The organism is Rhizobium aouanii (assembly GCF_037002925.1).
GTDB classification, from domain to species: Bacteria; Pseudomonadota; Alphaproteobacteria; order Rhizobiales; family Rhizobiaceae; genus Rhizobium; species Rhizobium aouanii.
Window position 1 is genome coordinate 21,460 of sequence record NZ_JBAMYD010000029.1, and the last position, 25,341, is coordinate 46,800.

Here is a 25,341-nt window from a genome sequence, read left to right on the forward strand (position 1 = left end):
TGGAGATCTGATAATTTGGAAAACTCTAGTCTCATTGTGCCAGTCCCACGTCAACCGCAGAGATCCGCAACGCCCATTTCGCTTGTCTGGCTCGGTTACATGGGGGTTGCGCTAGTTCAGCCGTTTCCATAAACACGTCCCGAAGATTGCATCGAAAGACGACGTAGAAAATGACGAAAACCGCGCTTATCACTGGGGTGACTGGTCAGGATGGTGCCTATCTGGCCGAATTGCTTCTGAGCAAAGGCTATACCGTGCATGGTATCAAGCGGCGGTCCTCGTCTTTTAATACCGGCCGCATCGAACATATCTATCAGGATCCGCATGAGGCGCATCCGCGCTTCATTCTGCATTATGGAGATATGATCGACTCGACCAATCTCCTTCGGATCGTGCAGCAGACGCAGCCGGATGAAATTTACAATCTCGCCGCACAAAGCCATGTCGGCGTCAGTTTCGAAACGCCTGAATATACAGCGGACGCCGATGGTGTCGGGACGCTGAGATTGCTCGAAGCGATCCGTATCCTGCGCCTTGAGGAAAAGACCCGATTCTACCAGGCATCGACCTCGGAACTCTACGGTCTTGTGCAGGAAGTGCCGCAGAACGAGAAGACGCCCTTTTACCCGCGTTCTCCCTATGCCGCAGCCAAGCTCTATGCCTACTGGATCGTCGTGAATTATCGCGAGGCCTACGGCATGCATGCGTCGAACGGCATTCTCTTCAATCACGAAAGCCCGCTTCGCGGCGAAACCTTCGTCACGCGCAAGATCACGATGGCGGTGGCTGCCATCCATCTGGGGCGGCAGGATAAGCTTTTCCTCGGCAATCTCGACGCCAAGCGTGACTGGGGCCACGCGCGTGAATATGTCGAGGGCATGTGGCGCATGCTGCAGCAGGACAAGCCGGATGACTACGTCTTGGCGACCGGTGAGACGACGAGTGTCCGCCAGTTTGTGGAGTGGGCTTTTGCCGACGTAGGCATTGCTTTGGAATGGAAGGGGTCCGGCGTCGACGAAAAGGGTTATGACGCCGCGTCCGGTGCCTGCCTTGTGGAAATCGACCCGCGGTATTTCCGTCCGACGGAAGTCGACCTTTTGCTTGGCGACCCGACCAAGGCACGTCAGAAATTGGGCTGGCACCACAAGACCCCGGTTCGCGAACTCGCCGCCGAAATGGTGCGGGAGGATGTCAAGCACTGGAAGTCTCAAAACAGCCGGAGAGAGATCTGAGTGTCCGCCCTGTCCGACAAGAAAATCTGGGTCGCCGGTCATCGCGGCATGGTCGGCAGCGCGCTTGTGCGCAGGCTTCACTCAGAAAACTGTACTGTCATCACGGCAACGCGACAGGAGCTTGATCTCAAACGGCAGGACGAGGTCGAGAGATTCGTCCAGACGAACAGACCGGATGCGATCATCCTCGCTGCTGCGAAGGTTGGCGGTATTCTTGCGAACGATACCTTTCCGGCCGATTTCCTCTACGATAACCTGATCATTGAGGCCAATATTTTCGAAGCCGCGCATCGTAACGGCGTCGACAGGCTTCTGTTTCTGGGCTCAAGCTGCATTTATCCTAAATTCGCGCCGCAGCCGATTTCTGAAGATGCGCTTCTGACCGGACCGCTTGAGCCGACCAACGAGTGGTATGCTGTCGCCAAGATTGCCGGGATCAAGCTAGCCGACGCCTACCGTAAGCAGCACGGACGCGATTATATTTCTGCCATGCCCACCAACCTCTATGGTCCGGGCGATAATTTCGATCTGCAATCCAGTCACGTTCTGCCGGCGCTGATTCGCAAAGCGCACCTCGCAAAGGTGACGGGGGCATCCGAAATTGCCATCTGGGGAACCGGAAAGCCACGACGGGAATTCCTCCACGTTGACGATTGCGCGGATGCGCTGGTTTTCCTGTTGAAGAACTATTCGGACGCGCAGCACGTCAATGTCGGTTCGGGAGAGGACATTGAAATCATCGAGCTCGCGCGGTTGGTTTGCCGTGTTGTCGGTTACGAAGGAAAAATTGCCCACGACCTTTCCAAGCCTGACGGGACGCCGCGTAAGCTCATGAGCACCGACAAGCTGAAGAACATGGGCTGGAAGCCACGCATCTCGCTGGAGGAAGGTATCCACGCAGTGTATGATTGGTTTCTGCAGTTCGAAGGAAACGCCGCTGTGGCGCGACAATAGCTGTCGGGCATCCAGAACTCCAAAGGGCGGCGATTGGCGTGACGTGTGAGCCGTCAGCTGTAGCCGACGTGGCTGCTACCCTTGATCGAGACGATGGGGTATGCCGAAAGTCCGGACTTGAACACCAAGTTCACCGTCGTTCCCGGCGTCTGTCCGCTCAATCTCATGGAGAAGCGGAAGACGTTCGACCAGCGTTCGGCTGAGAACTTGCAGTTCGTTCGGATTGCCTGGCGTGCGGCGGTACCAGGAAATCGAGGAGACCGTCGCCCCGTAGGTCGGCGGTTCTCTTTTCCAGAATGTCACCAATCAGGGTCGTCAGAAATTCTGCTGTCAGATGGTTCCAGTCTGTGATGAACGGAACACCCCTGCTGCTCGCGAGGCATTTCTCCTTGTCGTAATCGCAGTGAAGCTTGACGATATCGACGTAGGTGAACGCTAGATTGGATGGGAAAAATGGCAGTTGCTCTAAAGGCTGGTTGGCCGGCGGATAGGTCGCTTCCCGCAGGCATATAGAGGCATCGGATTTTCTCTGAAACATGAGCCCAAGGCACGAGTGTAATTCGTCGAGCTGGAAATAATTTCCGAAAACGAAAATTCGCGCGTCATCCGAGTGGCTTTTCATCCAGGAAAGAAGCTCAAACCTGAAGGGGTTGACGGTGTACTCAAAAGGCCGAAGGCTCGTGAGGAAGATCGCTTTCGTTCGGCTGAGCAATGACTTGTCGTTGATAAATTTTTCAAAGGGAATGCAGTATTTATCGTAAACGCTGGCGCGAGAGGGGGCCCTGACAATATCGTTCTTGATCTCTACCATGCAGTTTAAGTAGCTGACTGCCACGACTTGATATCGGTCGGTGTCGATGTAATTTTTCAGCGCGATCGACCAGTTTCTGGCGTGCGAGTCCCCAATTATGAAGATAATGGGCTTCGCAGCTTGAATGTTGTTGTTCAAGCTTAGAAAAGTGCTTTCGAGCCGTGCTTCGTTCGCCTGCGCGAGAGGTGGATAAATTTGATCCAACCTGTGAGGAAAACCGGCCATAGAGATTGCTGTCACAACTGCAGCCGTGATGGTTGCAACTGATGAGCTCAGGGTGATCCAGAGAGCGCGGCTTCTCCTGGTGTGGCGAAGGGGCTTTTCGATAACGACAAAGCTCACGACCGCGACCAAGACCGTCGCTGCGATGGCGAGGAGCTTATCGCCGTTGTTGAGATTCAAGCTTGTCAGCCGCAAGAAGGCGAAGACCGGGTAATGCCACAAATATAAAGAGTAGGATACCAGTCCGGTGAGCGCCGCCGGTCGAGAAGCCAACAGGCGCCCGACTGCGTCCTGATGACCGGCAAATGCGAGCACCAGACAGGTCCCGATGACTGGGATCACAGTCAACACGCCAGGATGAACCGTGTCCTTCCTGAACAAGATGAGCGAACCAAGAACGAGGACAAGCCCGGCCGCCGCGAGTAACGGCCGAGGGCGAGTTCGTCCACGCCTCACCTCGTAATAGGCGAGAAGTGTCCCGGCCAACAGTTCCCAGGTCCGGGTGAGTGGCGAGTAGAAGGCCTGCTGCTGATCATACCGTACCGTCACCACACACAATACAAAGCTGAGGGACGCCACGAGCAACACGCACGGCAAAAACCTTGATTTCAGGTATCGGCGTGTGATCAGCAATAAGAGCGGAAACCCAATATAGAACTGCTCTTCGACGCTCAACGACCAGGTGTGAAGAAAAGGCTTGAGAAGGGTATTGGGCTCCCCGTACTGAGCCGCAGTAAAATAAAAATAGATATTCGATCCAAATAGGAGCGTCGAACCTATGGAATTCGCGTAATCCAGCAGTTCCGATGGTAATAAAAGGTAATATGCGAAAGGAATTGTCGCGAAAATGACTGCGAACAACGCAGGAAGAATTCTTCGCGCACGCCGAGCGTAGAACTTAAGGAAATCAATACGCCCGGTTGCTTCGATTTCTGTCAACAAGATTTGGGAAATCAGAAAGCCGCTGATCACAAAAAACACATCGACGCCAATGTATCCGCCCCGCAGCAACGTGTGGCCGGCAACCGTGAACTCGGCGTGATACAGAATAACCGCGATCACCGATATGGCCCTTAAGCCATCGATCTCTGGTCTGTAAACCTTCAATGCTAGCGCCTGCCTTCGATATCGAGAGCGTAACGTTGTCGCGCGCAAGGTTGGCGCTTGTGGGCTGCCTAACACAGAGATCTTGGAGGAGAACAGTGTGGCTTGATAAAAGATTTGCGGACGCGGCCGATTTCAGTCTTTATTTTCAGTGCTGTTGTAAATCAGCATTCCGGAACCCTCATTTGTTTTCCCAGTCGCTGACAAATTTTGTCTATCGGCCGCTCCAGAAGTCAGAAGACGTCAGGCCGACGCCAATAGCGCCTATTATCGCTGCCCACCACGGCGCGCCCGCAAAAATCGAAATGGCGCGTGTAATGCGTAGATGCTGCAAGATGCTCACCCAAGACACGATGTCGAATTTCGCTGACATCCTGCGCCCGTCGATCTAGGTGATCAGGGACAGCGAAAAGGAAGCAGGCATCGGAAGGGACGGGAGGGCAGATAAAAGCAAACCGTTTTTGCCGTAAAATCAATCGCTCAGTGAAATATTGGCTGGGGAACCTGGATTCGAACCAAGATTAACGGAGTCAGAGTCCGTCGTTCTACCATTGAACTATTCCCCAGCATAAGCGAACCGGCTGGCGGTCGGCTGGTGTGCGGCGCTTATAACCAAAAGCCGGGGAATTGCAAATAGCTGTTTTGAAAAAAATCGGTGCTGCCGCGGAAAGGTGAAACCGCTGCAAATCCCCCTGTCCAAAAAAGAATTTGGCGATTTCGGCAGGCGCTGATATTCTTGCCGCAACGCAAAAATCGAATGAGCGCCTGCTGCATATCCCAGGACTTGCGCGGCGCGGTGGAAAAATAACGTGGAAGACCCCGAAGGCGGCGCAAAGCCGCAATTTGACGGGGCGTCGGCGGCAGGGCGCAAGGACGGCAAGAAGTCCAGGCGCCGCAAGGGCAAGCGTGGCGGGCAATCCCGCAACGCGGCCCATCCCGCTTCGCATGAGCCTTCCGGCGGTGCCGGACAGCCTGCGCGCCCGATGGAAGATGCAGCCGGGAATCCGGCCCGCAAGCGCAAGCGTCGCCGTCGTGGCGGCCATGGCGCCGTGCAGGACGGTTCACCTCTCCCCCAGGCAATGGAACAGACGGCAGCGGCAGGCAATGCTGTCCGCTCTGATAGCGATTCAGCGCCGAGCCGTCGCAACCGCCGCAAACACCGCGGCAAGCGCGGTCTGCAGGGCCGGCCGCTGACACCGGCAAAGCCATCAGGTGCCCCGCAGCAGGAACGCCGCGCAGAAGAAGCGGTGCTCGGTGCCGAACTGCGTGAAACACTGAATGGCGCAAGCGCCAACCGCAGGACCCGCCCGGAAAACCAGTCCCATCCCGGGCATCAGGGGGATCGTCCGGCCGGCGAACATGCGTGGCCGGAGGAGCTCTACGCTGCCCTCGATCTCGGCACCAACAACTGCCGTCTCCTGATTGCCCAGCCGACGCGTCCGGGTCAATTCCGCGTCGTCGATGCTTTTTCCCGCATCGTGCGCCTCGGCGAAGGCCTTGCGGCCAGCGGCCGTCTGTCCGACGAGGCGATGGAGAGGGCGATCGAGGCGTTGAGGATCTGCGCCTCCAAGCTCAGGAACCGGCAGATCCGCCGCATGCGGCTGATCGCCACCGAAGCCTGCCGCCAGGCTGTCAATGGCGAGGACTTCCTCAGCCGGGTCGTTGCCGAAACCGGCCTCGAGCTCGAGATCATCGATCGGGAGACAGAGGCGCGGCTTGCCGTCTCCGGCTGCTCCTCGCTGGTCGGTCGCGAAACGCGCTCCGTCGTGCTCTTCGATATCGGCGGCGGCTCGTCGGAGATTGCCGTCATCCGCATCGGCGACAATCGCTTCAGCCGCCTTGCCAATCACATCACCCACTGGACCTCGCTTCCTGTCGGTGTCGTGACGCTGTCGGAGCGCCATGGCGGGCACGACGTCACGCCGGAGGCCTTCGAAGGCATGGTGCGTGAAGTCGAAGGCATGCTTGGAAGCTTCGATTGCCCGGAGATCGAGGTCGCCCAGACCGGCGACTTTCACCTGATCGGCACATCGGGCACGGTGACGACGCTTGCCGGCGTGCATCTCGACCTGCCGCGTTATGACCGGCGCAAGGTCGACGGCATCTGGCTGTCCGACGATGAGGTCTCCGCCATGCAGGCAAAGCTTCTCTCCTGGGATTTCACAAGCCGTGCCGCCAATCCCTGCATCGGGCCTGACCGGGCCGATCTGGTGCTGGCCGGCTGCGCCATTCTCGAGGCGATCCGCCGCCGCTGGCCGAGCCCGCGCATGCGGGTTGCCGATCGCGGCTTGAGGGAAGGCTTGCTCACCGACATGATGGCCGATGACGGCGTGTGGCGGCGCAACCGCAACCGCCGCGGCCAGCGCGTGAGATCGTGAAATAAGGAATAGGCATGACCAAGGCACCGATCGCGGGAAACCGCACCGGCCGCAAGCTCGGCCAGCGCGTCAAGAATAAGAAGATGAAGGCCTCCTCCCGCCAATGGCTGGAGCGCCACATCAACGATCCCTATGTGCAGCGCGCCCAGCTCGAAGGTTATCGCGCCCGGGCCGCCTTCAAGCTGCTGGAGATCGACGAGAAACATCACATCCTGCGCGGCGCCAGGCGCATCATCGATCTCGGCGCTGCCCCCGGCAGCTGGTCGCAGATCGCCGCCAAGGTTACCGGCTCGACAGATGATGATATTCGGGTGGCTGCGATCGATTTCCTTGAAATGACCCAGCTGCCAGGGGTCAAGATCCTGCAGCTCGATTTCCTCGATCCCAGTGCGCCGGAAAAGCTGTTGGAGGCCGTCGGCGGTACACCGGATCTTGTCATATCGGACATGGCGGCGCCCACCACCGGCCACCACCGCACCGACCACTTGCGCACCATGCATCTCTGCGAAGTCGCAGCGCATTTCGCCGTCGAAGTGCTGGGGGAAGGCGGACACTTCCTCACCAAGACTTTTCAGGGCGGTACCGAGCGTGAGCTACTCGCCATGCTCAAGCAGAACTTCCGCCAGGTGGTCCATGTCAAGCCGAACTCGTCGCGCGCCGAATCGGTCGAGATGTTCCTGCTGGCCAAGGGGTTCAAGGGGCGCAAGGCCGAAGGCGAAGCAGAAGAAGCTTGATCTTCGGGCCGGTCCTGACGGATGATGGCGATCGGCCGCATAATTCCTTAAATCGGGATCGATTTAAGGATAAGATAGGCAGCAATGGAATGCGTTGCCGCGTCCTTTGTGCGTCCGAAAGGACGCGCGGCGCTGTGAGGATTTGAACCGCCGATCCCATGCTTCTTTACGTCACGCTCGGAACCAACGACCTTTACCGCGCAGGGCATTTTTACGATGCCGTGCTGTCTCCCCTCGGCTATCGCCGCCAACGCTCTTCCGAAGAGGAAATCGGCTATTCCGCCGAGGGCGATACGCGCTGCCGCTTCTGGGTGGTGACGCCGTTCAATCACCGCCGGGCGACCTCAGGCAATGGCGCCATGGTCGCGCTTGCGGCCGAAACGCGGGCCGATGTCGATGCCTTCCATGCGGCGGCGATCGCGGCAGGCGCCGTGGATGAGGGTGGGCCCGGCCTGCGCTCCTACCACGCCCATTTCTATGCCGCCTATATCCGTGATCTCGACGGCAACAAGCTCTCTGCCGTCTGCGAAAGCCTGGACTAGCGGCTGCCAAAAGCGCGTCGCAATCTTTCAGATTTGCTCCTCGCGCTTTGGTCTTTGTTTTTACGCATGCCGTTGTCGCAAAACCGCTGCACACTTTTGCGCGACATGCTTTATTTCACCGCCTGCTGTTCGGCTTCAACCGTTGCCGCCGTCATCGCCTTCGAGCGGTGGCCGGAAACGAGCGCGCCGGCATTGCGGTCCATCCGGATGAAGGGAATGGTCGCAATCACTGTGAGTCCGGCAATGATGTAGAAGGCGAGGTGGAAATCGGCAACCTGCAGCGCTTCGCCGCGGAAATAGATCGAGCTCTCCAGGATCGCGGCAGCGACCGCAACACCGAGCGCCAGGCTGACCTGCTGCATTACCGAACTCATCGATGTCGCCTGGCTGGCTTCGGCATCATCGATGTCGGCGAAGGCAAGCGCATTGACGCCGGTGAACATGAAGGAGCGGGAGAAACCGCCGAGCAGCAGCACGCCGATGATGACGAGATGCGGCGTTGACGGCGTGAACAGGCCGGTGGCGACAGTCACCAGTGTCGTCACCATGGCGGCGCCGAGAAGCGTCGTGCGGAAGCCGGCGGCTGCGAAGACGCGTTTCGCCATGAACTTGGTGGTGATTGCCCCGATGGCGCCGGCAAAGGTGATGAGGCCGGATTGGAACGGCGTCAGCCCGAAGCCGAGTTGAAGCATCAGCGGCGTCAGGAAGGGCATGGCGCCGACGCAAATGCGAAAGAGCATGCCGCCCAAGGTGGAGGCCCGGAAGGTCGGGTTCTTGAACAGATTGAGGTTGAGGATCGGCGCCGGATGCCGCTTCGCATGGCGCACGTAGAGGAAACCGCAGATGAGGCCGATCAAGGTGGCGGTGACGCCGATGATCGGCGGCAGGGCCGGCAGACTGACCACCGACAGGCCGAAGACGACGCCCGCGGCCGAAAGCGAGGTCAGCACGAAGCCGGTGACATCGAGCCGCGGCGGCGCCGTCGCTTCCACCTCCGGCAGAAAGATCGTCGCAAGCCAGATGCCGATGATGCCGACCGGCACGTTGATCAGAAAGATCCAGTGCCAGCTGAAATAGGTGGTGATGAAGCCGCCGAGCGGCGGGCCGGTGAGCGGGCCGACAAGCGCGGGGATGGTGAGCAGCGCCATGGCCGAGACCAGGTCGCTGCGCTGCGTCGTGCGCACCAGCACGAGGCGGCCGACCGGCGTCATCATCGCGCCGCCCATGCCCTGCAGGAAGCGGGCAAATATGAATTCCAGGAGGTTGGACGAAATCGCGCAGAAAATCGAGCCGATGACGAAGACCGAGATGGCAAGGCGAAAGATCTTCTTGGCGCCGAACCTGTCGGCCATCCAGCCGCTAACCGGGATGAACACCGCAAGCGCCACCATGTAGGAAGTCAGCGCCAGCTTCAGCGTAATCGGCCCGACATTGAGATCCCTAGCGATCGCCGGCAGCGCCGTCGCAATGACGGTCGAATCCATCTGTTCCATGAAAAGGGCGACGGCAAGGATCAGCGGGACGATGCGATTCATAGGCGGGAGCCTTGAGGGGCGCGGATGGGAGCTGGGAAGGCCCGTGCTGTTTAGTCCCACTTCCCCGTTCTGCCAATCCCCCAACCCGGGTCCCAATTCGGGTCGATGACACGTTTGCTTCACGTCTGCGTGAGACGGCTTGCCCGACAACGTCGCCTATCAACATTGACATATGTTTACCCGGCCGGGGAAAGAAATCCGGCCGGAAACGTCATCGGGGCCGAGCGGCGACACACCGCACGTCATGGGAGAATGGATATATGGCAATTTCGACGCGAATGAAGCGGCGCACGCTTTTTGCCGCAGGCCTTGGCTTGGCAGCGGCTCCGGCAATTTTTAGAGACAAGGCCGAAGCGGCTGCGACTGGAGAAGCCAAAAATATGGATGGAACGCCTTTGCCCGAAATCGATCAATTCAAGCTCGGTTCCTATCAGTTCACCGTCGTCCGCGACGGCATCAACATCTCCGAAAAGCCGTATGAAACCTTCGGCACCAATCAGGATCCCGAAACGGTCAAGGCGTTGCTCACCGCAAACTTCCTACCGGCTGACAAGTTCCTGAACGGCTATACGCCGGCTCTCATCGATACCGGTTCTGATGTCATCCTCATCGATACCGGCTTCGGTGCGGCCGGCCGAGCACGCGGCGCCGGCCAACTTGCCGAAGGTCTGAAGGCGGCGGGGTATTCGGCCGAGGATGTCACCATCGTGGCGCTCACCCACCTGCACGGAGATCATATCGGCGGCCTGATGGAAAATGGCGCGGCGGCCTTCAAGAATGCCCGCTATGTCATCGGCCAGGCAGAGTATGATTTCTGGTCGAACAAGGCCCGTGAAGGCACGCCCGCCGAAGGCGGCCATAAGGCCGTACTCGCCAACGTGACGCCGCTTGTCGAAAAAGCCACCTTCATCAAAGACGGTGACAGCGTCGCGCCCGGCATGACGGCGGTGCTGGCAGCGGGCCACAGCCCGGGGCATATGGTGTTCCACGTCGAATCTGAGGGTAAGCGCCTGGTGCTTGCTGGCGACACGGCCAACCACTATATCCTCTCGCTGCTGCGCCCGGATTGGGAAGTGCGCTTCGATATGGATAAGGCGCAGGCGGCGGCCAGCCGCCGCAGGGTTTTCGACATGATCGCGACCGACAAGATCGCCTTCCTCGGCTATCATATGCCGTTCCCAGCTGTCGGCTTCGCTGAGAAGCAGGATGGCGGCTATCGCTTCGTGCCGAAGACCTATCAATTCGACATCTGAGCGAGATACATGGCTGCCATGACGAGCCCGGCGCACATGCCGGGCTTTTTGCTATTTCCTTCCTGTCATAGACGTGTTACCAGCCCTCGCCAACTTCCAAGCAACCCATGCAGACCGCCGGGGCGGACGATTCGTTTCCGGGCAGGGTCGCATTTTTATTAAATGAGGGAATTTGGCCATGGCACGCATCATTGAAACGGCAACCGGCGCAGACGCGCTTACCTTCGACGACGTGCTGCTGCAGCCGGGACATTCCGAGGTCATGCCGGGCCAGACGAATATCTCTACCCGCATTGCCCGGGATTTTGAACTCAACATCCCGATCATCTCATCCGCCATGGATACCGTCACCGAGAGCCGCCTGGCGATCGCCATGGCCCAGGCCGGCGGCCTCGGCGTCATTCATCGCAACCTGACGCCGATCGAGCAGGCCGAGCAGGTCCGGCAAGTGAAGAAGTTTGAAAGCGGCATGGTCGTCAATCCGGTGACGATCGGCCCCGATGCGACGCTTGCCGATGCGCTTGGGCTCATGAAGTCCTACAGCATCTCCGGCATCCCTGTCGTGGAGAAGTCCGGCCGCCTCGTCGGCATCCTGACCAACCGCGACGTCCGCTTTGCTTCCGATCCGGAACAGAAGATCCACGAATTGATGACCAGGGACAATCTGGTCACCGTCAAGGAAAACGTCGATCAGCAGGAGGCCAAGCGCCTGCTGCATTCGCATCGCATCGAGAAGCTGCTGGTCGTCGACACCGAAGGCCGCTGTGTCGGCCTGATCACCGTCAAGGATATCGAGAAGTCGCAGCTGAATCCGAACGCTTCCAAGGATGCACAGGGCAGGCTTCGCGCTGCTGCCGCCATCAGTGTCGGCGATGACGGTTTCGAGCGTGCCGAGCGGCTGATCGAGGCCGGCGTCGACCTTCTGGTCGTCGATACCGCCCACGGTCATTCGCAGCGCGTCCTCGATGCCGTCGCCCGTGTCAAGAAGCTTTCCAACTCGGTGCGCATCATGGCCGGCAACGTCGCCACCTATGACGGCACCAGGGCGCTGATCGATGCCGGCGCGGACGCCGTCAAGGTCGGTATCGGTCCGGGTTCGATCTGCACGACGCGCATCGTCGCCGGTGTCGGCGTGCCGCAGCTTGCCGCGATCATGTCGGCGGTTCAGGCCGCGACTGACCAGGACGTGCCCGTCATCGCCGATGGCGGCATCAAGTTCTCCGGCGATCTTGCCAAAGCGATCGCCGCCGGCGCTTCCGCGGTCATGATCGGCTCGCTGCTAGCCGGCACCGATGAGAGCCCGGGCGAGGTCTATCTCTACCAGGGCCGTTCCTTCAAGGCCTATCGCGGCATGGGCTCCGTCGGCGCCATGGCCCGCGGCTCGGCCGACCGTTACTTCCAGGCCGAGGTGCGCGACACGCTGAAGCTCGTGCCTGAGGGCATCGAAGGTCAGGTGCCCTACAAGGGGCCGGTCTCGGGCGTCATCCACCAGCTCGCCGGCGGCCTGAAGGCGGCGATGGGCTATGTCGGCGGCAAGGACCTTAAGGATTTCCAGGAGCGAGCCACTTTCGTGCGCATCTCCGGTGCCGGTCTTCGCGAAAGCCACGCCCATGACGTGACGATCACCCGCGAGAGCCCGAACTATCCGGGCGCCGGCCTCTGATCATGAAGGCGGCCAGCGGGATTCCTCTCTGGATGGTCGCGCTGCTCGCAGCCCTCTGCCTTGCCGTGCTCGCCTGGACGACCTTGGGCTTCGTGGTCCCTTTCAAGCACGAGACCGGCCAGGCGGTGCTCGATACCTATTTCGCCGGTTATGACGAGTCTGCGGTCTTCCACATGCAGAAGCTGCTCGATGAGAACGCGACGGCGAGCAGGCTGCTGCGCGCCATGTATTTCGGGCCGGAGCTGATCTTTCCGGCATTGCTGACGGCGCTGCTGTTCCTCGCCTTCCTCAGGCTCGGTCCCGTCGGTTCGTGGTTCGGCCAATCGGTGCATCCGGTCATTGGCAAGGCGGTCTACCTGCTGCCGTTCATCTACGGCATCGCCGACTACGGCGAGAACATCTCGAGCCTCATCGCCTTCGGCAACGGCGCGTATGCAGGCCTTGCAACGCACCTGTTGCCCTGGATGACGCGATTGAAATTCGCAAGCCTCGCCATCTGCTTCATCGTCATCGCCCGGCTCACCGTCATGCGCTGGCTCTCGCCGCGCCAGAACTGAGGCCGCTTTTAGCCTGTCCGGCGCTGGTGTCCGGTTCTCCTTTCGGCTACGGCATAATTCCCTAAAAATCGGAATCGATTTAAGGAATTATGCAGCAATTCAAAGTGCTACAGCGTCTTTTCGCGTCTGGAAAGACGCGCGGCGCTGTCATGCACGCAACGAATGCAGAAGCGCAAAAGGAACGAGCCATATGACCGGCTATCAAATCTTCTGGCCACTGCTTGCCCATGTGGCTCTGGTCTATGGTCTTTATGCGCTTCTGAGCATGCGTCGCGCCAAGATGGTCCGCGCCGGGAGCATCGCGAAATCGGATTATCGCGAAAACCGCGGCGAGCCGGCCGAGAGCCTTGCCGTCAAGAACTGCCTCGCCAACCAGTTCGAACTGCCTGTGCTCTTCCATGTCTGCTGCATTCTTCTTTATATCACGGACGCCGACAATATCGTCACCGTCGGGCTTGCCTGGGCCTTCGTCGCCCTGCGCTACGCCCACGCCGCCATCCACGTCACCAGCAACGACCTGCGTTATCGCAGCCCGATCTTCGCTGCGGGTTACCTGGTGCTTGCCGCTATGTGGGTCTGGCTTGCCGCATGGATGCTGATGAGCTGAGGCGGCAGGCGCCGTCGCCCCATCATTGGCCCGTCACCTGCTGCATAATTCCTGAGGTCGGGATCAATCTAAGGATAAGATCATGCAGGCAGTTCAAAGTCTTGCAGGCCGACGATGCAGATGACGGCATCGGCGGCAATGTGGCCGCCGGACGTTGAGTCATTCCCAACGATACTGTTTTCAGCAGGCTGGAGCATCAGTCAAAACATGCATCCAGGGCGTGCGATGTATGGCTGTTGTTCCCGCGGCCGCTGAATATTTCAATGACATGGTTACTAATATTTAAATTGATTGATCTATTTCTGCGCGAGCAATGGGGACGATTTGCGAGCGAGCATGGGCGAAAGGGTATGTGGAGCGGCAATCCATGGGACGGTCATGCTGCGACTTGCGGGATTGGCAATCACTGCGGCGCTGGTGCTGGCTGCAGGGCCGGGACGGGCGCAGGTCATCACCGGCAACGACACGGAGATCGTCGATGGCAACGACCCGGGCGGTACCGGCGCGGGGACGCAACCGAGCCCATGGACAATCAATACCGACCTCATCGTGGGCGATCAGAATGGCGACGATGCAGACCTTATCATCCGCAATGGCGGCGCCGTCAGCAATGACATCGGCGTGCTCGGCGTCGATCCGGGCGCCAGCGGCACGGTGACTGTCACGGGGGCAGGCTCGACCTGGACCAATTCCGACGACCTTTATATCGGCCATCAAGGCACCGGCACACTCACCATCGAGGACGGAGCTGCGGTCGACAATATATTCGGGCGTATCGGCTATTTCGCAGGCGCCAGCGGCGCGGTGACGGTCACAGGCAGTGGTTCGACCTGGACGAATTCCCAGGACCTTTACATCGGCGACAGCGGCGACGGCACTCTGACTATTTCGAATGGCGGCACCGTCAGCAGCGCTGCCGGGCTTATCAGCAACGACACGACAGCCATCGGCGAGGTCATCGTCACAGGCGCGAACTCGATCTGGAGCAATTCCAGCTATGTCTCGGTCGGTGAGGCGGGAGCGGGAACGCTGACCATTTCGAATGGTGGCTCGGTCACCGATACGGAAGGCTATATCGGCTTTGGTTCAAACGCCAGCGGCGTGGTCAATGTGACGGGCACGGGGTCGAGTTGGATCAACTCCGGCGCATTGTTTGTCGGTGAATTCGGTTCAGGCAGTATGACCGTCGAGAATGGCGGCACGGTTTCGGCTTCCGAGGTCATCATCGCTGATGATTCGGGCGCCACGGGAACTGTGCGGATTGCCGGAAGTGCCGCAAACGGGCGCGGCGTCCTGGAGACCGGTTATATCGAGAGAGGCGATGGTGACGCGGACCTCGTTGTCGATGGCGGTATTCTCCGCGCAACGGGCAACGAGGCGAATTTCCTGCGCGGTTTCAACGCCGGCGAGGTAACGATTGATGCCGGCGGCGCCTTTATAGACACGAACGGCTTTGCCGTCGGCATTGCCACGGATCTCCAGGGCGCCGGCGGCTTGACCAAGCAGGGCACCGGCACGCTGACGCTGTCGGGCACCAGCAGCTATACCGGTGTGACGACGGTCGAGGCCGGCACGTTGCAGGCGGGCAGCGTCGGTGCCTTCGTGCAGAATGGCGCCTATGCGGTCAATGGCGGCATACTCGATCTCGGCGGCTTCGACCTGACGATGGCGCAGCTTTCGGGAAGCGGCGGCGAGATCGCCATCGGTAGCGCCGAACTCATGCTCGATCAGGCGAGCAACACCACCTATGGCGGCATACTCTCCGGCAGCGGCGACTTCACGATGCTGGGCAGCGGCATCTTGCTTCTGACCGGCAATAGCTCGGGCTTTGCCGGCACGACCACGGTTTCGGACGGACGCCTGGTCGTCAATGGCAGCCTTGGCGGCATCCTGATGATGACCGGAGGCACGCTGGCCGGGTCGGGTCATATCGGTACGGTGACCGCCGGCGCGGGCGTCACCATCGCGCCGGGCAACTCCATCGGAACATTGACCATTGGCGGCAACCTCACCTTCGATCCCAGTTCCATCTATGAGGTTGAGGTCGATCCCGGCGGCACTGCCAGCGATTTCCTCTCGGTCGCGGGCATTGCGTTCCTCAATGGCGCCAGCGTTACTCATGTCGGGATGAATGGCGACTACCAGCCTTTCTCCACCTATACGATCCTTACCGCCGCCGGCGGGATCAACGGAACATTCGGCGCCGTAACGTCCGATTATGCCTTCCTCTCGGCGGATCTCTCCTATGATCTGAACAACGTCTATCTGGAGATCGAACGCAACGACGTGCGTTTCAGCGACATGGCACGGACGCGCAACCAGATTGCCACGGCAGAGGCTGCAGAGAATCTCGGAACTGCCAACGATATCTACGACGCCATCGTCACATTGCCCGATAACGAGCCGCTGATCCAGGCCAGCTACGACGCGCTTTCCGGTGAAATCCATGCCTCGATCAAAACCGCGCTGATCACCCAAAGCCTCTTTGTCCGCGAGGCCGCCAACGAGCGCCTGCGTTCGGCGTTTGGCGATGCCGGTTCCGGCATGATCCCGATTCAGGCTTTCTGGCCGGGCGGTCCGGAACTCATCGCTGCCGATCCTTCGGACGCGCCGATTTTCTGGAGCATGGCCTTTGGCGGCGCAAGCGAGACACGCACGGACGGCAATGCCGCCACCCTCAACCACCAGACGGGCGGGTTTCTCGCCGGCGTCGACGCCATGTTCGATGACGTCAGGCTCGGACTGATGGCCGGTTACAGCAATTCCCGATTTGATCCGCGGCATCGAAGCTCATCGGGATCGAGCGACGACTATCATCTCGGACTTTACGCCGGTACGCAATGGGGCGGTCTCGCCTTCCGCTCCGGCCTCGCTCATACGTGGCACGAGATCGAAACCGGCCGCCGCGTCGCCATCGGAAGCTTCGAGGACAGGCTGGAGGCGAGCTACGAGGCCGGCACGCTGCAGGCGTTTGCGGAGCTGGGCTACCGGTTTGAGACGGCGGCGGCCTCTTTCGAGCCCTTCGTCAATCTCGCTCATGTGGGCATTCGAACGGCGGATTTCACCGAAGAGGGTGGGGCTGCTGCGCTCGACAGCTTCAGCCGCACGACCAACACCACGCTCACCACGCTTGGCCTGCATGCCGAAATGGAGATCCGTCTGGGTGAGACGAACACCACCCTGCGCGGCATGTCAGGCTGGCGGCACGCCGCCGGCGACATCGATCCGGTGTCGACGCATGCTTTTGCCGGAGGCGACGCGTTCACCGTCGCCGGCGTACCGGTGGCAGAGAACGCCTTCGTTCTCGACGCCGGGCTCGACTTCGACCTTACCGGAAGCGCCATCCTCGGCATCGCCTATTCCGGCCAGATTGCCGATAACGCGCAGCAGCATGGGGCCAAAGCGACGCTGTCGATGAAATTTTAAAAACGTTCCGGTTTAATACGAGATGCTTTGCAGCGCTCCCGCGTCTTTTCAGACGCGTAAGGACATTGCAACACTTTGAGTTGCAGTATAATACCGTAGAGCCCCGTTTTTCATACGCTTTTGCCGGTCGTTAAAATGCGAGTGTTTCCATTTACGGCCGATGAAGACCTGCATGTCATGCCTTCCGCCGCGAACAAAAAGAATGGGAACGACATGGGCGCGGAAAGCATGGATCGGATCGGCTTGCGCAGGAAGCCGAAGCAGGAGCGCAGCATCCAGAGGCTGGACCTCATTCTCGCCGCCGCCGCCAAGATCATCGCCGAAAAGGGCGTCAGCGCCATGCGGATGACGGAACTCGCCATCGCCGCCAAGGTGCCGATCGGTTCGGTCTACCAGTATTTCCCGGAGAAGGCGGCGATCGTCAAAGCCCTATTCGATCAGCACGCCTCGGCGATCCAGGCGAAGATGGCTGCAATGTTTGCCGACGTACAGTCACTCGACCAGGCGCTGGACGTTGTCTGCGCCACCATCGACTGGTATTACGATTCCTACCACGACGATCCCGTTTATCTCGGCGTCTGGATGGGAACGGAGACCGATCAGGATCTATTGCAGCTGAATATCGAGCACAGCGGTCACGTCGCCGGCATCTTCCATGACGCCGTGCGTCAGTTGGCTCCCGACCTTTGCGACGAAGAAATGTATGCGCGCACTTACCTGTTCAGCCACCTGATCGGCGCCGTCATCCGGCTTGCGGCCGTCAGCGACGAGGCCTTGGCGCGGCGTATGCTCGATGAGTGGAAGCGCGTCATCCGCGCCTCCCTTTTCGCCGGGACCCTGCCGCGCGCCGCCTGAGAGCTACTACCAGCTTGGGACCATATTGGCCGCCTTCAGCCGCGGATAAAGGCGCGCCTGGGCGGATTTGACGTCCGCCTCGAGGCTGTCGTCGACGACAGTCGGCGTGATATTGTCGAGGCAGGCGGTGATATGCGCGGTGATCGCGTTCATCAGCGAGAGCGAAACCCCCGGTCGCTTCATGATGCCGATCTGCACCGGCGGCAGCGCCGGGAAGCCGTCCGCCTGGCTCAGCACCTTCATGCCCGTCCGCAGCGCCGATTCCGGCATTACCGAAACCGCCATGCCGGCAAGCACGGCAGCGGCAACGACGGTGCAGGACCAGCTGGTGAACAGGATCTGGTGCTCGCGTCCCACAGCATCGAGCGCCGAGCAGGCGAGCTGGCGCCACTGGCAGTCGCGCCGGCCGACGGCAAGCGGCACCGGCGCGTCGTCGCGGATCGGATGGTTGGCCGAACCCACCCAGCAGAGCGGCTCGGTTCTCACCACATCGGACATGCGCTCGCGCGGATTGTGGGTGACGAGCGCGATGTCGAGCTCGCCTTTATGCATGCGTTCGGCAAGATCCACCGAGGGCTCGCAGACGATATAGAGCTCGACATTCGGATGCGTCTTGGCGAAGCGGCCGATGATTTCGGGCATGTAGCGGTCGGCATAGTCGTCCGGCGTGCCGATGCGCAGCATCCCCTCCAGTCTGTTGTCGTCGAAGGCCGCGATCGCCTCATTGTTGAGGCGGATGATGCGCCGGGCATAGTTGAGCAGCTTTTCGCCCTCGACCGTCAGCCGGTTGCCGCGGCCGTCCTTGATGAACAGCTGCTTGCCGATGCGCTCCTCGAGACGGCGCATCTGCATGGAGACGGCCGATTGGGTCTTGTAGACCCTGTCGGCGGCCTTGGTGAAGCTGCCGGAATCGACGATGGCGATGAAAGTCTGCAATTGGTCGAGATCAAGAGGCGCGGACATGTTGTCACCCATAAAGATAGCTGATGATAATCATTAGAAACATTCGTTGGACTGATCAATAGGTCTTTGGCATCTTCGGGATGCAAATCAAGCAAAGTGAAGGACAGACGCCCTGCCTGTCCGAGCCAATTCAGCCTTGCTCCTTCCCGCACGACCTCGCGGGGAGGGTGGGTTGTTGCGCGCCTGAAAAAAATCGAAAGAAAGGAGAGTCCCATGCGCATGACAGACCGGACAATAGAACTCGACTGCGGCAAGCTCACCCCGACGTTTCCCCAGCGTCTGGCAGCAGGCCTCGCACCGTTGACCTCCCTCTTTCGCGGGTTCCGCAATCGCATGGAGATCAACACGCTGCACGATCTGAACGACACGCAGCTGAGGGATATCGGCCTTACCCGGGCCGACCTGACCTCCGCGTTCCTGGCGTCGACCTTCTTCGAGGACCCGTCGGAACAGCTGACACGTTCGGCGCGCAATCGCTGGCGCCTGTCGTTCTTCCGCTCCCACGAAGAGTAGGAGCGTCGAGTTTCCCCGCAGGGTGATAGCCAATAGCCCTGCCGCTTGACCCGGTGATCGGCTTTCCCAAGCCATCTCCGGGTTTTTTTATGCGCGAAAGCATGTCGCGCAAAAGCGTGCCGCGGTTTTGCGATAACGACATGCGAGAAACCACGGACCTAAAGCGGCAAGCGAATCTGAAAGATCGCGACGCGCCTTAGAGCGCTATTCGCTCTTTTCCGAGGAGGGTTTCGGCCGATAGGTTTCGAAGATCGCTTCCAGGTTCCGCTGGTAGTTTTTCTGCACTTCCAGTCCGCTGTCGAACATGGCGTTCAGCATCTCGGTATAGCTGTCGGCATTGACCTTCGCCTCTTCCTTCGGCCCCTCCGGCGTCTTGGCCTTGGTCGGGGCCGCCGGCTGCTGGCCGAGCCCGCCCATCATCTCCTGGAAGGCCTTGGCGAATGGATTGTCGAGGAAGGGGTTCGGCGTCTGCGTTGGCGCAGGCTTCGGCGCCGAAAACATCTGCTGCATCGCCTGCGTAAAAGGATTGTCGAAGACGCTGGGCTCCGGGGTCGGCTTCGGCGCGAAGCCGGTACTCTCAAGCCATTTTTGGATGGTCTCGCCCATCGCGGTGTTGACGAAGGGGTTGACCGGCGCGGCCATCTGACCGGTCGTCTGCTTGAACAGCCCGCCCATCAGCGTATCGGCCAGCACCGGCAGCATCCGCTTGTAAATGTCCTGGCCGATCCCGGTCATCTGCGCCGCCTGGGCGGCGACCGCGCGCGAAACCTCCTTCGAGCCGAAGAGTTGGGCAAGGATGTTGTTGCCGTCGGAAATACCCTCCGGCGTGAAGGCCCGGTTCATATCCTCGAAATATCGCGCATAATTGCCGGAGGAGACCGCCTGCATCAGCCCGACGAAATCATAGGGATTGCTGGTGCTGCGCTTCAGCCCGGCGGAAAAGGCCGGCATCAGTGCCGCCATCGCCTTCGTCGCCTGTTCTTGCGCGAGGTTGAATTGCCGGGCGATCGCCTCCATCGCCGCGCCGTTCTGCGCCTGCATCATCATGTCGAAGAGTGGCAGCATGGAAGTCCCTTTCCCCCGGTCGTGATGCGTTGTAACGCCACTATAACCGGAAATGGCAATGCGCAAACGGCTTTTTGCCATAAGAACTTAGCCTGATGACGCGAAAGGGCCATAACTACGGCGGCCGTCACCCTCCGTCGGCCTATATGCTATCCTCACCGGAAACCGATCCCTGCGCGCCGGCGTTCTTCTTCCATGGCCGAAACCAAATCCTCCACGGGTCACGACGAGGCGCCGCCGAGTGAAGACGGTGCGAAGCCGGGCGCCGACATTTCCTTCCCCTATGACAGGATGACCGTCGAACGATTCCGAAGACGCTTTCCCCGTGCCCGCTGGAGTGATGCCCGCAAGGCCTGGTTCGTTCCGGGGCGGACGGCGTCCCGCCGCATCGGGCAATGGCTTGCCGAGATGGAGGCTGAAGCCGACGCCCATGCCGATGCGAAGGGCCGCGACGCCTTCGCCTTCGATCCCATCGACAGTCCTTACCTTGAACTCGGCAAGGCAGGCTTTCGAATCCGCACGCCGTATTCGAAGACCGTCGTCGACGAGCTGCGCGAGGTGCCATTCTCGCGATGGGACGGCGATCTCAAGATTTGGCAGGTTCCCTTCCGGTCCTATGAGGAACTCAGACGCCGGTGGCCGGAGATCGAGGCGGCGGCGCGCAGAAACGAGCCGGAAGAAAGACGACGTCGAGCCGAGGAGCGGAAGGGAACAGAACAGGATGTGCGCAGCAAGCTCCGCTCTGCGGAACGGAAGCGTCATCGCTACCCGCTTCAGAGCGACGACTTGCCGCCGATAGGCCGTCCGGTGGTCACCGCCTATGGAATCGTCGTCTTCACCGAAATCTCCGGTGAACTGGTCGACCCGAACGTCGTGACGGACTTCTATCCCGGCGTGACCGAGGATCATGTCTGGGGATATTGGCGGGTGCCCACATTGGAAGAACTCGTCCGCACCTGGCCTGCGAAGCCGCCGCCAGTTCAGGATGCCGAGTGGTGGCTGCCGACGATCGAGGAACTAAGGCCCGCCCGCCGCACGGCAAGATCGCGCGAAGCCAGGAAGCGCGCGAAGGCGCCGTGACCACAGCTTGCTACTGCATATTCCTTGAATCGATTCCGATTTAGGAATTCAGGGGCTCAGGCTCAGTACTGATAGTCCTCGAACACCGGTTCCACCGAGCCCTGCCAGCGGCCGTGGTAGAGCGACAGCAGATCCTCGGCGAGCGTCGCCTTCTTGGCGAGCACCTCTTCGAGCGGCGCCAAGAAGATGCTCTCGTCCTGGCCTTCCCGGTTGAGCCTGCCTCGCGCCTTGAGGCCGGCCCGTGATATGCCGATCACCTCGCGCGCCATGTCGAAGAGCGGGTGCCCGCGGAATTGCGCCTTCAACCCTTCGGCGGGAACGGCGTTGCGCAGTGCCTGGACCTCGGCAAAGCCCCAATCCTTCGTCAGCTCATCGGCGGCTTCGAGTGCGGCATCGTCGTAGAGCAGGCCGACCCAGAAGGCCGGAAGCGCACAGATGCGCCGCCACGGGCCGCCGTCGGCGCCGCGCATTTCGAGGAAACGCTTCAGCCGCACGTCGGGAAAGAGTGTCGAAAGATGGTTCGTCCAGTCACCCATGGTCGGCGCCGGATCGGCGACCTCGCCCTTCAGTGCGCCGTTTATGAACTGGCGGAAGGTGACATGGGTACAGTCGTGATAGCGGCCGTCGCGGACGATGAAATACATCGGCGCATCGAGCGCCCATTCGGCATAGTCGCGGAAGCCGAAATCATCGCGGAAGGTGAAATCGAGCAGGCCGGCGCGCCGGTTGTCGACATCGCGCCAGATATCGCCGCGCCAGGAGAGCAGCCCGTTCGGCTTGCCCTCGGTGAAGGGCGAGGATGCAAACAGAGCGGTCGCCAGCGATTGCAGTTTCATAGAGACGCGCATCTTCTTGCGCATGTCGGCTTCCGAGGAGAAGTCGAGATTCACCTGGATCGTGCAGGTGCGATACATCATATCGAGACCCTGGGTGCCGACCTTCGGCATGTAGCGAGTCATGATCTCATAGCGTGATTTCGGCATTTGCGGGGTTTCCGCATAGGTCCATTTCGGGCTGCCGCCGATGCCGAGGAAGCGGATGCCCATCGGTTCGGCGATTTCGCGCAGCGTCGCCAGATGCTGGTTCGATTCCCGACAGGTCTCATGGATCGTCTCCAGCGGTGCGCCGGAGAGTTCGAACTGGCCGCCGGGCTCGATCGAGATCGCGCCCATGCCGTTCTGCTCGGCAAGGCCGATGATGTTGCCGCCGTCGGTGATCGGCTCCCAGCCGCTTTTTTTCTGCAGGCCGGTCAGGAGGGCCGAAATGCTGGAATCGCCGAAATAGGGAACCGGGCTGTTGTCGGCGCGAAAGAAGGCGAATTTCTCGTGTTCGGTGCCGATCCGGAAGCGCTCCCGCGGCTTGTTGCCCGCGGCGATATAATCGGTCAGATCTTGGACCGAAGAGAGCGGTGTCTGGTCGGTAGTGTCGCGGGCCATGCGGGATACCTGTATTCAAAAAGGCGCCCAGGGGGCCGGGCAATTGGAAGGGTGATTTGGACCCAAGCCACCTATGTTGCAAGTGAAATTCTTTCAACGACGCATCAAAAAAATAGCGCCGATTTCCATGTCAACCCGTTTTCGAGGTCAATTCCAGTCGCCGATCGCCGCCTGCACCACCGCCAGGGCCGCAACGGCTGCCGTATCGGCCCGCAGGATGCGCGGCCCGAGCGGAATGGCGGTGACGAAATCGAGGCTTCGAAGCCGCGCCCGTTCTTCTTCCGAAAAGCCGCCTTCCGGCCCGACGAGCAGAGCGAGATGTCTTTCCTTGATCGCCGAGAGCACCGGCAGCGGGTTTTGCCCGGCGTCGCCCTCGTCGCAATAGATGATGCGGCGCTCGCTCGGCCAGCGGTCGAGCAGGTCGAGAAGCCTCACCGGCTCGGCCACATTGGGAATGCCGAGGATGCCGCATTGCTCCGCCGCCTCGACGACGTTGGCGCGCAGCTTGTCGAGATTGGTGATCTTGCCCTGGACGTGCTGGGTCATGACCGGCTGCAGCAGGCCGGCTCCCATTTCGACCGCCTTCTGCACGAGGTAGTCCATCCGGCCGACCTTGAGCGGCGCAAAGAGATAGTGCAGGTCGCAAGGTTGCGGCTGCGGCCGCGTCTCTTCGGTTGCCGTCAAAAGGATGCGTTTGCGCGTGGGGAAGGTAAGCGTTGCCTTCCACTCGCCGTCGCGGCCGTTGAAGAGCAGGATCTCGCCACCTTCCTCCATCCTCAGCACATTGCCGAGATAGTTGAACTGATCGGCATTGGCCTCCACCACGGCGCCGCTGGAAAGCGGCGCGTCGACGAAGAGCCGTTGCATACGGAAATTGGCGCGCATTTAAAAAACTCGGGATCTCAGACGAAGAGCGCGAACATAACCCAATAAATCATTGCCGCAAGCGCTGCCGAAACCGGCACGGTAACGATCCAGGCGGCGACGATCGTCATGAAATGCGAACGACGCACGAGATAGCGCCGCCTCCTCTCGTGGATATTCGGCTCTTCCGGCTCGTCGATATCGAAGCTCTCGGCCTTGCGCCTTATATAGGCGATGCGGGCCTTCGAATGGCGCGTGTACCATTCGCGGAAGAACCCCACGCCGAAAACGGCGCCGACGGCGATATGCGTGGTGCTGACCGGCAGGCCGAGCCAGGAGGCGACGATGACGGTAAAGGCGGTCGACAGCGCGACGCAATAGGCCCGCATCGGATTGAGCTTGGTGATCTCCTCGCCGACCAGGCGGATGAGGCGCGGCCCGAAGAGCAGCAGGCCGACGGAGATGCCGAAGGCGCCGATCAGCATCACCCAGAGCGGCGGATGCCCGACGCCGCCGTCGCCGCCGATGCTGACCGAATGGACGATCGCCGAAAGCGGCCCGACCGCGTTTGAAACGTCGTTGGCGCCATGCGCGAAGGACAGCAGCGCCGCAGAGCCGATGAGCGGCAATCGGAACAGCGTCCGCAGCGAGCTGTTGCGGTTTTCGAGATCCCGCGCTTGGGCGAGAACGAGCGGTCGAGAGGCAAGCCAGCTCACCAGCCCGATGCCGATCCCGATGAGGATAATGGTGAAAGACTGAAATTTGCCCGTGGGCGACAGCTGCAGCACCATATAGGCCATGAAGCCGCCGGCCATCACCGCGACCAGCACCGGCACCCAGCGCCGTGCGGCCGCGATCTTGTCGTCGCGATAGATGATCAGGGTCTTGACGAGATAAAGCAGCCCGGCCGCAATCAGCCCACCGATCAGCGGCGAGGTGATCCAGCTCGAGGTGATCTCCAGCATCACCCGCCAGTTCACCGGCTCCGGCCCGACCGCTGAAATGCCGGCGCCGATCACCGCCCCGACGATCGCATGGGTGGTGGAAACCGGCGCCTTCATCCAGGTTGCGAGATTGATCCAGAGGGCGGCGGCCGTCAGCGCCGCCATCATGATCCAGCCCATGATCGCCTGCGGCACATGCACCGTATCGACGAGGTTTGTGGAAATCGTCTTGACGACGTCGCCGCCGGCGACCGTGGCGCCAAGCACCTCGAAAATCGCGGCGATGACCAGCGCCTGCCCCATCGTCATGGCGCGCGCGCCGACGGCGGCCCCGACATTGTTGGTCACATCATTGGCGCCGATATTCATCGCCATGTAGCCGGCAAGGGCTGCCGCCGCCATGACGAGCACCGCTCCCGGCTGGTCGAACACATAGACGCCGGCAAAGAGCATGGCCAGACCGACGAAGATCAATCCGAGACCGGGCGTCACCAGCCGCCGTAACACGTGCTTCGCCGCGTCCTCGACATGGGTGATCTTGTCGAGGTCTTTGTCGAGCGTGCGTTTCGTGAGAACTACGGGACGTGGCGGCATTCTTTTTCC

The 25,341-nt window shown here is 60.5% G+C and carries 20 protein-coding genes and 1 tRNA gene; 13 read left to right on the forward strand and 8 right to left on the reverse strand.

Annotation, left to right across the window (positions count from 1 at the left end):
- Nucleotides 1–170: 170 nt before the first annotated feature.
- Nucleotides 171–1,232: a GDP-mannose 4,6-dehydratase gene (gene gmd, locus V8P77_RS32815; RefSeq protein WP_335916480.1), complete on the forward strand. Its 1,062-nt coding sequence runs from the start codon at nucleotides 171–173 to the stop codon at nucleotides 1,230–1,232.
- Nucleotides 1,233–2,186 carry a GDP-L-fucose synthase gene (fcl, locus tag V8P77_RS32820; protein ID WP_335916482.1) on the forward strand — a complete coding sequence of 318 codons (954 nt, stop codon included), beginning with the start codon at nucleotides 1,233–1,235 and terminating at the stop codon, nucleotides 2,184–2,186.
- Between the two features lie 163 nt (nucleotides 2,187–2,349).
- On the opposite strand, the gene V8P77_RS32825 is transcribed toward fcl, so the two are convergent.
- A complete protein-coding gene (locus tag V8P77_RS32825) occupies nucleotides 2,350–4,326 on the reverse strand; it encodes an acyltransferase family protein (RefSeq protein WP_335916483.1) in 1,977 nt (658 codons plus the stop codon).
- 489 nt (nucleotides 4,327–4,815) lie between these two features.
- Nucleotides 4,816–4,889 (reverse strand) — tRNA-Gln (locus tag V8P77_RS32830).
- Nucleotides 4,890–5,132: 243 nt separating this feature from the next.
- Here V8P77_RS32830 and V8P77_RS32835 point away from each other — a divergent pair.
- From V8P77_RS32835 to V8P77_RS32845, 3 genes are all read left to right on the forward strand, one after another.
- A complete protein-coding gene (locus V8P77_RS32835; RefSeq protein WP_335916485.1) occupies nucleotides 5,133–6,701 on the forward strand; it encodes a Ppx/GppA phosphatase family protein in 1,569 nt (522 codons plus the stop codon).
- A gap of 14 nt (nucleotides 6,702–6,715) precedes the next feature.
- Nucleotides 6,716–7,435: an RlmE family RNA methyltransferase gene (locus V8P77_RS32840; protein ID WP_003545710.1), complete on the forward strand. Its 720-nt coding sequence runs from the start codon at nucleotides 6,716–6,718 to the stop codon at nucleotides 7,433–7,435.
- A gap of 158 nt (nucleotides 7,436–7,593) precedes the next feature.
- Nucleotides 7,594–7,977: a VOC family protein gene (locus V8P77_RS32845; RefSeq protein WP_335916486.1), complete on the forward strand. Its 384-nt coding sequence runs from the start codon at nucleotides 7,594–7,596 to the stop codon at nucleotides 7,975–7,977.
- 110 nt (nucleotides 7,978–8,087) lie between these two features.
- On the opposite strand, the gene V8P77_RS32850 is transcribed toward V8P77_RS32845, so the two are convergent.
- Nucleotides 8,088–9,512: a DHA2 family efflux MFS transporter permease subunit gene (locus V8P77_RS32850; RefSeq protein ID WP_335916487.1), complete on the reverse strand. Its 1,425-nt coding sequence runs from the start codon at nucleotides 9,510–9,512 to the stop codon at nucleotides 8,088–8,090.
- A gap of 260 nt (nucleotides 9,513–9,772) precedes the next feature.
- On the opposite strand from V8P77_RS32850, the gene V8P77_RS32855 reads away from it, so the two are divergent.
- The 6 genes from V8P77_RS32855 (at nucleotide 9,773) to V8P77_RS32880 (ending at nucleotide 17,873) form a co-directional block, all read left to right on the forward strand.
- Nucleotides 9,773–10,765, forward strand: coding sequence for an MBL fold metallo-hydrolase (locus V8P77_RS32855; protein ID WP_335916488.1), 993 nt, complete (start codon nucleotides 9,773–9,775; stop codon nucleotides 10,763–10,765).
- Nucleotides 10,766–10,943: 178 nt separating this feature from the next.
- Complete coding sequence (gene guaB / locus V8P77_RS32860; protein WP_335916489.1) at nucleotides 10,944–12,428, forward strand: IMP dehydrogenase; 1,485 nt, start codon at nucleotides 10,944–10,946, stop codon at nucleotides 12,426–12,428.
- Between the two features lie 2 nt (nucleotides 12,429–12,430).
- Nucleotides 12,431–12,985, forward strand: a complete 555-nt coding sequence (locus V8P77_RS32865; protein ID WP_335916491.1) for a hypothetical protein — start codon at nucleotides 12,431–12,433, stop codon at nucleotides 12,983–12,985.
- A gap of 190 nt (nucleotides 12,986–13,175) precedes the next feature.
- Nucleotides 13,176–13,592: an MAPEG family protein gene (locus V8P77_RS32870; RefSeq protein ID WP_335916492.1), complete on the forward strand. Its 417-nt coding sequence runs from the start codon at nucleotides 13,176–13,178 to the stop codon at nucleotides 13,590–13,592.
- A gap of 378 nt (nucleotides 13,593–13,970) precedes the next feature.
- On the forward strand, nucleotides 13,971–17,018 hold the full coding sequence (locus V8P77_RS32875; RefSeq protein WP_335916493.1) for an autotransporter outer membrane beta-barrel domain-containing protein: 3,048 nt from the start codon (nucleotides 13,971–13,973) through the stop codon (nucleotides 17,016–17,018).
- Between the two features lie 213 nt (nucleotides 17,019–17,231).
- Nucleotides 17,232–17,873 (forward strand): TetR family transcriptional regulator, encoded by a 642-nt coding sequence (locus tag V8P77_RS32880; protein WP_335916494.1) that lies wholly within the window; start codon nucleotides 17,232–17,234, stop codon nucleotides 17,871–17,873.
- 6 nt (nucleotides 17,874–17,879) lie between these two features.
- Here V8P77_RS32880 and V8P77_RS32885 read toward each other — a convergent pair whose 3' ends face one another.
- Nucleotides 17,880–18,836, reverse strand: a complete 957-nt coding sequence (locus tag V8P77_RS32885; RefSeq protein ID WP_038614725.1) for a LysR substrate-binding domain-containing protein — start codon at nucleotides 18,834–18,836, stop codon at nucleotides 17,880–17,882.
- A 213-nt stretch (nucleotides 18,837–19,049) separates the two neighbouring features.
- On the opposite strand from V8P77_RS32885, the gene V8P77_RS32890 reads away from it, so the two are divergent.
- Complete coding sequence (locus tag V8P77_RS32890; protein ID WP_335916499.1) at nucleotides 19,050–19,349, forward strand: DUF1127 domain-containing protein; 300 nt, start codon at nucleotides 19,050–19,052, stop codon at nucleotides 19,347–19,349.
- 204 nt (nucleotides 19,350–19,553) lie between these two features.
- On the opposite strand, the gene V8P77_RS32895 is transcribed toward V8P77_RS32890, so the two are convergent.
- Nucleotides 19,554–20,414 carry a DUF937 domain-containing protein gene (locus V8P77_RS32895; RefSeq protein WP_335916501.1) on the reverse strand — a complete coding sequence of 287 codons (861 nt, stop codon included), beginning with the start codon at nucleotides 20,412–20,414 and terminating at the stop codon, nucleotides 19,554–19,556.
- Between the two features lie 195 nt (nucleotides 20,415–20,609).
- On the opposite strand from V8P77_RS32895, the gene V8P77_RS32900 reads away from it, so the two are divergent.
- A complete protein-coding gene (locus tag V8P77_RS32900; protein WP_335916502.1) occupies nucleotides 20,610–21,494 on the forward strand; it encodes a hypothetical protein in 885 nt (294 codons plus the stop codon).
- A 62-nt stretch (nucleotides 21,495–21,556) separates the two neighbouring features.
- Here the strand turns inward: V8P77_RS32900 and V8P77_RS32905 are convergent, their stop codons facing one another.
- The 3 genes from V8P77_RS32905 to V8P77_RS32915 all read right to left on the reverse strand — a co-directional run bounded on the left by V8P77_RS32905 (nucleotide 21,557) and on the right by V8P77_RS32915 (nucleotide 25,332).
- Nucleotides 21,557–22,930, reverse strand: a complete 1,374-nt coding sequence (locus tag V8P77_RS32905) for a glutamate--cysteine ligase (RefSeq protein WP_335916503.1) — start codon at nucleotides 22,928–22,930, stop codon at nucleotides 21,557–21,559.
- A 147-nt stretch (nucleotides 22,931–23,077) separates the two neighbouring features.
- A complete protein-coding gene (locus V8P77_RS32910) occupies nucleotides 23,078–23,815 on the reverse strand; it encodes a 16S rRNA (uracil(1498)-N(3))-methyltransferase (protein WP_335916505.1) in 738 nt (245 codons plus the stop codon).
- 17 nt (nucleotides 23,816–23,832) lie between these two features.
- Nucleotides 23,833–25,332: an inorganic phosphate transporter gene (locus V8P77_RS32915; RefSeq protein WP_335916506.1), complete on the reverse strand. Its 1,500-nt coding sequence runs from the start codon at nucleotides 25,330–25,332 to the stop codon at nucleotides 23,833–23,835.
- Nucleotides 25,333–25,341: the final 9 nt, after the last annotated feature.